Genomic DNA, 7117 nt, shown 5'->3' with positions numbered 1-7117 from the left:
ACCAGTTATCCCAAGGATTACCGACAGGTGTTCGGCGAATCCGGCGGGGTGCGGACGGCGCCCGCTTCGGAAGACATACTGCCCAATCTGGATGACATGGATTTTGAAGAAGTCGAAAAAGATCGGGATGGGGTGGTAGTGCCAACCAGCAAGCCAGATGAGGATTCCGCGGCGGACGGGGAGCAGGGCGCAGGAAGCGCCGTGGACGCCACCGAACTGCAGCAGGTGGCGGATATTCTGGGCCAGCTACCACAGGAAATGCAGGCGGTTCTGGCGGACCGCGAGCGCACGGCGGTTCAACAGGATCGGGCGGACAACAAGGACGACTTCAAGAAGCTGATGTAGCTCTTGCAGCGGGCGGCTCTTGCAGAGGGCATCTACAGTTTGTGGGAGAGACAGAATATGGGCTACACTGGCCAGTATGGATATTCAGGAAACCATTGATAGTCTGCGCAAGGTGCTGGAAAGCGTCATTGCTCCCGGCGTGGAGTCTTTGCGTCTGCGTCTCGACACGCTGGAAAAGGATCTGCGGGAGAACGGGCAAAGCATCGACCGTCTGGATGGGCGCGTCGATCACCTTTCCATCCGCATGGATCACCTGGCAGAGCGTATGGATGATGGGTTTGCCCGGCTGGATGCCCGGATTGACACTTTGGGGTCTGGCATCAATACCCGGCTAGACACCCTGACTTCCGCCATCCTGAACATGCGGCAGCCAACCTATCCCGATGCCGTGCTTACGCGGCTGGAAACGCTGGAGCGGGAAATAGAGAAGTTGCGAAAGCCGGCATAATCGCCCTCTTCCTATACAGGCATGGCAGAGAATCACTTGATGGAAAGCATCGACAAGCGGTTGACGGTGATCGAGGTGACCATGGTGACCAAAGCCGATCTGACCGGACTGGAAACGCGCCTCATCCAATGGACCATCGGTATCATGGGTATCATGACGGCGGTTATCGCCGCTCTGATGACGCTGTTCAAGTTTACCCACTAAAGAAATTCTGGACCCTTTTGATTACGCGCACCCCTCTCTCCCGGTTTTTGCCAACGGTTGATTCCTGGTGCTATTCTGTATACACGCAAAGCAAAGGAGAACAACGACATGTTCGATTTAAGCGATCCCTCTTACACACAAGGCCAACTGGACGCCGATCTTACGAACGCTTTCGATGCAAGGCGGCGCCAGAATAAAGCTAACGCTCTTCTGCGGCAAAAGCAGTACGTGGCCAATGGACTAGCGAACCTTGCCGCCAACCGCACCCGCAAGATCAAAGCGTGGGACGATGTGGTCTGGGAGATCGTCAAGCGGGTGAAGGACTTTGACCCGGAAACCCGCTATCGGCTTCTGGGCGTGTGCCGTGGGGAAGACGCCACACCCGAAGACACCATGCGCGCACTGCGCGCATGCCAGGAATTTCAGTTCGGGCAGATCAAGGCGAATGCGCCGAAAGACAACTCGGATACAGATATTCCGGCGCTCCGGAACAAATACGAGAACACTAATTCTCACGGCTAGACGTCCTCTGGACCGTCCTCTGTAGTTGCTGCGTTGTCTGAGGTTTCGTCTTTGCGAGTAAGTTTAGCCAACCCTGCTTTTTTAGCTCCCCCGGCGTTGCTATGGAACGACGCGACGCCCGCCACCACCTCGTTATGCACATTGCGCTGTCCATAATCGGATAGCGCCTGCATCCCGCCCCATTCGAGGGCCTTGTTGGGGATCAGCATAATTAGGCTGAACGACCAGAGCGCGATCTTCCAGTAGATCACCACGAGAATGACCATCATCAGGATCGTCCCAAAAAGGCTGGCCGTCGCCGCGCCAAGGCCGCCCGTTCCGCCCGCAGTGATCGCGGACATGGCCACCGCCGCAAACGTGTGATCCACCAGCCAGGCCGCCGCCTGGAACACGACGATGCTCAGAAAGAACCCGAAGACCAGCAGGGCCGGTTCCACGAAGAGGGCCAGCAGCATCTTCCAGCCTTGCTTGGCTTCCTGCGGGATGGCTCCTTCGCCGGTCGGAATGGCATGCACGGCGGCCCAGAGCGGGGCGCCAATCAGCGCCACCATCACCGCCATGATCCAGCCTAATACGGCCATGGTATAGATAATATATGGGATCATCGGGATGACGTAGGCCAACACGAGGCCTGCAATGAACAATGGGATAACGGTGAATAAAAACACAGCAGTAATTAGTGGTGACGTCATTATCGCTATCCCGAGTCCGGTGCTCTGCAGCCCATCAGACGCCACACCGAGAATCGCATCTGACCGGAAGCGCGTTATCTCTTACGCACACGCCCCGATTGTTATCTCTTACTCACCACCGCACCGTGGCGGCCAACCCGCTGACGCTGCCTCTATAGTGGGTGTCCACTTTGACGGGGGCCGCCCCCTCCACCGGCTTCCAGTACACGGTGAACGGGTTTTTGTAGTGGCTGACGTGATGGTACACAAGGCTCCCGTCGCCCTGCACCTGAACCGGAATGCCTGCTGCCGCAAGGATCTTGTTTGCATAGGCGGGATCGTCATTTAAGCGCCCTGAATTGTACGCCTCAAAAGCATGGTACAACGCCACCTGGCCTGGACCGTAGGCCGCCACGGCCTGTTTATAGGCCGCCTGCAAAATGCGGGCGCCGACGCGAATGTTGGCGCAGGCATTGAGTGCCGTCGCGGGTGTCAGGTGGTACGCCGCGAAGTTTTCCGTATCGACCTGGGCAATGCCCACATCCAGTTGCCGGTGGCCTTCCGCCAGCAGGCGGTCGATGGTGGCAACCCCTTGGGGCACGGATGCTGGGTTGTAATCCCTGCCCGTGGCATTGTCGAGGATCACCAGCGCCCGACCGCCCGATTCCACTTGTACGATGGCCGCCATCGTGGTTGGAGCTACGAATGGGGCACATTGAGCCGCCAGTTGTGCTACGGGTAACACCATCAGATATACTTCGGCGGGAGGGTCCGGCCATCCTCGATCAGACCACCGTAGTTTTGCAGCGCCGAGGCGATGAGCAGTGGGGTGAGCTTGTTGCCGTTGAAGCGTCCCGACGTGAAAAACACGCAGGAAAAGGCCCCGCTGGTGTCCGGGTTTCCATCCCAATAAAATAGCTGTGTATCCAGCGCATAGCCCGGCGCGTCATCGATGACGCCGATGCCCCACATGGTAAACCCCGCCAGATCCGCCAGACGCACCGTGTTCAGCATGCGTCCGCAGATGGTCGTCAGTTTTTCAAAGTCTCTCACCATGCTTTCAATCCCCCGTGAAAAAGCTGACGATCCGGTAGCAAAAGACCGCCGCGAAAACGCCACCAACGACGGTCAGGATCAGCAGCGTAGTGGCGGGGTCCAGCGCGGACATGAAATGCACGCCGATGCCCACGAAGATCAACACGGCAAGGATGATCCCCCCCATGGACTCCAGCGCGTCCTTGAGGTCGCAAAGCGTGTCTTCAATAAATTCAAACATAAGTCACCTCATCAGCTTCAATTTCGTTACTCACTGCACCAGTCGAGAAGCGTTATCTCTCACTCACCGAGCGATATCTGCTTTAACCGCAGCACAGACGCCAGGCCACAACGAGCAACCAGGGAACCCAGGGAACCAACACCATGACAGCACTGACGCCCAGGATGACAAACCCGTCGGCCCAGAAGGGATCGTGCCACCATCGGTCTTTGTTTTTATTGCTCATCTCTTACTCACCTTCAGCCAGAACTGCGATCCAGGAATGGTGAGCCACGGTACCGGATGGACGGACCCCAGGATGTTCCGGATCGGCACCGGACCATAGTAGGCTGACGTGTATGCGAAGTTGCCCGGCGCGTAATCCCAGAACATGCCTTTGGGCACGGTGTACGTTCCATACGGCAGGTGGATCACCTGGAGCTTGCCATCCTCGATGCGGGTCACGACTTTACTGTTTGGAAGCCGCTTTCCGTTGGCGATGACGCCCTGTTTCGTGATCGTCACCTGCTGCCCAGGCAGGGCCACGACCTCTTTCATGAACGGCATCAGGTGGTCCTGGCAGGCCCACTTTCCATGTGGGGCATATTCCAGCCACAGGCCGCTCATCGCCTGGTGCATGGCTTTACTACCCACTGGCGGGCAGAAGAATACCCGGTCGCCCACCTTCAGGTGCTTTGGAATGGGTCCGCGCCGGTAGAAGCCTACGGGCATGCAGGTGGTCATGTTGAGGGACCAGTGGTAGTGCTCGGCCAGGGCGATCAGGGTCGCCGCCGTGGCGATGGTGGCCGCCAGGCCGTAGAATCCGATGTTCAGTAACGTCTTGCGTGCAGACATAAAAAACCCCCTTTGACTAAGGGGGTATAGCGGGCAAAGGATTCACATAGCGTTGGCCTATCTGGTCAACGCCTGAGCTTTCAGCCATTGTTCCGGGCTGGCGTAGAATTTCTGTACCTTGCTCAGCGCCTGTTGCGAATATTGGCTGAAACCGGGTAATGGCCTAACGCGGCTGATTTCCTTATCCCAATGCGCCTTGTTGGCGGCATAAAACGCCAGGCGTCTTTGTATGTCGTCAGAACGCGCGGTGAGGATGCCGAGATGCTTTTTCACCGCTGCGGGGTCCTTCGCCAGGAATACCGCCATGTCAAACACGTCGCGCGCCGTAAAGCCGTCCGCACGGTAGAAACACTTCTTGGCGATGATCTCTTCCGGCTTGTCCAGCAAGACCTTGCGGCCACGAATGGTCGCCGCCTGAGTGGAGTTCGCCACCAGGCGCGGTGCGGCCACAAAGTCTACTTCACCCAGGCCATCAAAAATCAGCTTGACGTGCTGGGAATCTTCCCGGTAATGGGTGGTGAGGTCTTCCACCTTGTCATTCAGACGCGGGGACAAGGCGGTCAGGTATTGCGTATCCGTGATGAAAATATCGACATCGCGGCTTAACCGGTGATGATACTTGAACATCAGCACCGTGCCCCCGCCCATGGTCCATTCGAGCCGGGGCAGATGCGGGGGTAGAGAATCTATCGCCAACATGGCCTTGTCGAAAAGCGGTTCCCAGGCTTGCAGCCGGCGGGCTTGCAGCCGGCAGGCTTGCGTCTGACTATCATCCATCAGGTGGCCCAGGCATCCAGCGGAAAATGAAAGTCTTTCGGGAATCCGGGCCGGACGTGTTGATCCAGGGTGGCGAGCGCCTGTTCCACGGGGATGTGGCGGCCGCGCAGAAATCCAAGCTGCGCCCCCAGGTCGCACTCGTAAAAGAACGTCTGCAGCCCCATGGTGTCCACCTCAGAGGCGCCGCCTGCAAGGCTGCCCCCCGCAGGGGTGCCTCGCAGCCAAGCCTCCAGATCGTCGCCCGTCACCATGAGGTGTCGTGGGGCGTTGATTGTGGTTAATACCATCCAGTCATTATTGGACTCTTTATTCATATCTGGCAGTTTAATCCGTATGGGTTTAACCGCAAGTCTTGCAGACTGCAAGACCATAAAAAACCCCCTTTGACTAAGGGGGTATAGCGGGAAGGGTGCCGGGTTACAGAGACAACCCCAGAGACCGCCCCGCCAGATGCAGCCCCAGTTCCTTGATCTCTTCTTCCGGGGGATGAAAGCCCAGGTGCATAGCCTCTGCGACCATCTTGCGCTCGTGGATCCGGGCGATCTGCCGTTGGAACGACCCGACGGGCAATGCGTTGGCATGCTGGTGTTTCTCGGCGCGATGCAGGTGTTCCGCCAGCTTCGCCAGTTGCGCGCGGCGTTTGGGACCGGCGTGCGCCAGTTCATCCCCCAGCCAGGCACGGATTTCCTTCGCCGTGCTCACAGGCCCACCCCCTTGCCGGGCTGCAAGCCCTTGCCGCACTCTTTGACCGCCTGGGCGCGGTCCCGGACCAACTGGGCCAGATCGACCTTGAAGGTTTCCCGGACATACTGTGCCGTGCGGTCCTTGTCGGCCTTTTCCAGCAGTGCGGCATTGGGTTTCAGGGTACCGCCGGTCCCGGTGATCGGGGTCAACTGCTGACCCTTTTCCTTGGACGGGTCGCGCTCGGCGAAGCTGGCCGACAGCCAGCGTTCGCCATTCTTTTCGTGGGGTGTCAGATTGGCGTACAGGGTCGTCCCATCCGCGCGGTCGAACTTGGTAGACAGGAACTTCTCGCCCGTCTTTTCCGACACCTTTTCGGTGAACACGACAGAGTACTTTTCGGACATGCCCCGCTCGCGGATTTCCGTGGCAAGCACGCCGCGCGGCTGGCCTTCCTTGTCCACATACAGGCTGACGGAATGCCAAATGCCTTCCGGATCTTTCAGGTGCGCTTCCATGCGCGGGTACTGCGTTTTCACTTCGGTTTGCTGTTCCATGACTGCCTTCCTTTCCATTGCTGGACGATAAACGCCGATCTCGTCGGCTACCATGCGGACCGGCTTGCCGGTTTCCGCTTCAAAATCGGGTGGTACCGGCACAGCAACCAGCGACCCGTCCGCCCGGCCCAATACCGCTTCCGGGGGGACTTTCGCCAGCCACACGCCCACCTCTTCCGGCTTCGGCTCGGACAGCAGCCCCACACGGCCCGCATCGAGCAGGGCGTGCTCTGCGAGCGGACCATTCAGAGAAGACAGGATGCCGCGCTTGCGCTGTTCCAATGCCACCTGCGTCGCGGTGTCCAGAGCGCCGCGGGCATACGCTGCGGATTTCTGGAGTTCCACATGGCTTACTGCACGCTCGTAATTTTCCAGCCGGGCGGATCGCACCTGGGTAAACAGGGCGCTTTCCGTCAATAGGGTATTCCATTGCCCGAACTCAAAGGCGTCTTTTACACGCGATTCAGCCACCGCATCGGCACCCAGAATGATGCTGTTGGACAGGTCGGTGGCACCCGCCTGGACGTGTTGAGCGGCCTCTGCGGCCAAACCGGGATTTACGGTGAGTATCAGATTTTCGACGGCGTTGTTGATGCGCTTATGCGCGGATTCGATGCCCTCTACGGCTTTTCCCAGCGATTGCCCTGCAGGCTGCGATACTTGTTCCATGTCGATGTCCTTCCTTTCCATTTGAAAAAAGAGGTTTTCATTCGGATTGTGCTGCTCCAGATAGGGGGTCAAGCTGACAAAAACCTTGGCATCCGGGGCGTACAGTTCTTCGACAGGGCGGTTGTCAGAGTGC

General features: G+C 58.4%; 13 protein-coding genes. 4 read left to right on the top strand and 9 right to left on the bottom strand.

Going from position 1 to position 7117, the window contains the following annotated elements:
• The 4 genes from ACYCUK_RS22400 to ACYCUK_RS22385 form a co-directional block, all read left to right on the top strand.
• Nucleotides 1-345: hypothetical protein (locus ACYCUK_RS22400; protein WP_461596824.1), on the top strand; the 345-nt coding region annotated here is incomplete at its 5' end.
• A gap of 76 nt (nucleotides 346-421) precedes the next feature.
• Nucleotides 422-793: a hypothetical protein gene (locus ACYCUK_RS22395; RefSeq protein WP_054608644.1), complete on the top strand. Its 372-nt coding sequence runs from the start codon at nucleotides 422-424 to the stop codon at nucleotides 791-793.
• Nucleotides 794-832: 39 nt separating this feature from the next.
• Entirely contained in the window at nucleotides 833-997 is a 165-nt protein-coding gene (locus tag ACYCUK_RS22390) for a hypothetical protein (RefSeq protein WP_461596823.1), read from the top strand.
• A 108-nt stretch (nucleotides 998-1105) separates the two neighbouring features.
• Nucleotides 1106-1519, top strand: a complete 414-nt coding sequence (locus ACYCUK_RS22385; protein WP_461596822.1) for a hypothetical protein — start codon at nucleotides 1106-1108, stop codon at nucleotides 1517-1519.
• Here the strand turns inward: ACYCUK_RS22385 and ACYCUK_RS22380 are convergent.
• From ACYCUK_RS22380 to ACYCUK_RS22340, 9 genes are all read right to left on the bottom strand, one after another.
• Entirely contained in the window at nucleotides 1516-2211 is a 696-nt protein-coding gene (locus tag ACYCUK_RS22380; RefSeq protein WP_461596821.1) for a DotA/TraY family protein, read from the bottom strand. The two genes, ACYCUK_RS22385 and ACYCUK_RS22380, sit on opposite strands and share 4 nt — an antisense overlap.
• A 112-nt stretch (nucleotides 2212-2323) precedes the next feature.
• Nucleotides 2324-2938, bottom strand: a complete 615-nt coding sequence (locus ACYCUK_RS22375; protein WP_461596820.1) for a lytic transglycosylase domain-containing protein — start codon at nucleotides 2936-2938, stop codon at nucleotides 2324-2326.
• The gene (locus ACYCUK_RS22370; RefSeq protein ID WP_461596819.1) at nucleotides 2938-3246 is read right to left on the bottom strand and encodes a hypothetical protein; all 309 of its coding nucleotides are present in this window, start codon (nucleotides 3244-3246) and stop codon (nucleotides 2938-2940) included. Before ACYCUK_RS22370 ends, ACYCUK_RS22375 begins: the two co-directional genes overlap by 1 nt.
• Nucleotides 3247-3250: 4 nt before the next feature.
• Nucleotides 3251-3466, bottom strand: a complete 216-nt coding sequence (locus ACYCUK_RS22365; RefSeq protein ID WP_461596818.1) for a hypothetical protein — start codon at nucleotides 3464-3466, stop codon at nucleotides 3251-3253.
• Nucleotides 3467-3688: 222 nt separating this feature from the next.
• Nucleotides 3689-4300: a S26 family signal peptidase gene (locus tag ACYCUK_RS22360; protein ID WP_461596817.1), complete on the bottom strand. Its 612-nt coding sequence runs from the start codon at nucleotides 4298-4300 to the stop codon at nucleotides 3689-3691.
• A 57-nt stretch (nucleotides 4301-4357) separates the two neighbouring features.
• Nucleotides 4358-4999 carry a nucleotidyl transferase AbiEii/AbiGii toxin family protein gene (locus tag ACYCUK_RS22355; RefSeq protein ID WP_461596816.1) on the bottom strand — a complete coding sequence of 214 codons (642 nt, stop codon included), beginning with the start codon at nucleotides 4997-4999 and terminating at the stop codon, nucleotides 4358-4360.
• 77 nt (nucleotides 5000-5076) lie between these two features.
• Nucleotides 5077-5391, bottom strand: coding sequence for a hypothetical protein (locus ACYCUK_RS22350; RefSeq protein ID WP_461596815.1), 315 nt, complete (start codon nucleotides 5389-5391; stop codon nucleotides 5077-5079).
• Between the two features lie 103 nt (nucleotides 5392-5494).
• Entirely contained in the window at nucleotides 5495-5779 is a 285-nt protein-coding gene (locus tag ACYCUK_RS22345) for a hypothetical protein (RefSeq protein WP_461596814.1), read from the bottom strand.
• On the bottom strand, nucleotides 5776-7117 hold a 1342-nt coding region (locus tag ACYCUK_RS22340; protein WP_461596813.1), incomplete at its 5' end, for a hypothetical protein. The genes ACYCUK_RS22340 and ACYCUK_RS22345, both read right to left, overlap by 4 nt.

The organism is Thiomonas sp. (genome assembly GCF_054608695.1).
The sequence above is the reverse complement of the archived record's forward strand: the minus strand, read 5'-3'. Positions and strand labels throughout refer to the sequence as shown.

Excerpts from the sequence above, each read along its gene's own strand:
- ACYCUK_RS22395 (WP_054608644.1), top strand. The coding sequence starts at position 422 with ATGGATATTCAGGAAACCATTGATAGTCTGCGCAAGGTGCTGGAAAGC.
- ACYCUK_RS22390 (WP_461596823.1), top strand. The coding sequence starts at position 833 with ATGGAAAGCATCGACAAGCGGTTGACGGTGATCGAGGTGACCATGGTG.
- ACYCUK_RS22385 (WP_461596822.1), top strand. The coding sequence starts at position 1,106 with ATGTTCGATTTAAGCGATCCCTCTTACACACAAGGCCAACTGGACGCC.
- ACYCUK_RS22380 (WP_461596821.1), bottom strand. The coding sequence starts at position 2,211 with ATGACGTCACCACTAATTACTGCTGTGTTTTTATTCACCGTTATCCCA.
- ACYCUK_RS22375 (WP_461596820.1), bottom strand. The coding sequence starts at position 2,938 with ATGGTGTTACCCGTAGCACAACTGGCGGCTCAATGTGCCCCATTCGTA.
- ACYCUK_RS22370 (WP_461596819.1), bottom strand. The coding sequence starts at position 3,246 with ATGGTGAGAGACTTTGAAAAACTGACGACCATCTGCGGACGCATGCTG.
- ACYCUK_RS22365 (WP_461596818.1), bottom strand. The coding sequence starts at position 3,466 with ATGTTTGAATTTATTGAAGACACGCTTTGCGACCTCAAGGACGCGCTG.
- ACYCUK_RS22360 (WP_461596817.1), bottom strand. The coding sequence starts at position 4,300 with ATGTCTGCACGCAAGACGTTACTGAACATCGGATTCTACGGCCTGGCG.
- ACYCUK_RS22355 (WP_461596816.1), bottom strand. The coding sequence starts at position 4,999 with ATGTTGGCGATAGATTCTCTACCCCCGCATCTGCCCCGGCTCGAATGG.
- ACYCUK_RS22350 (WP_461596815.1), bottom strand. The coding sequence starts at position 5,391 with ATGAATAAAGAGTCCAATAATGACTGGATGGTATTAACCACAATCAAC.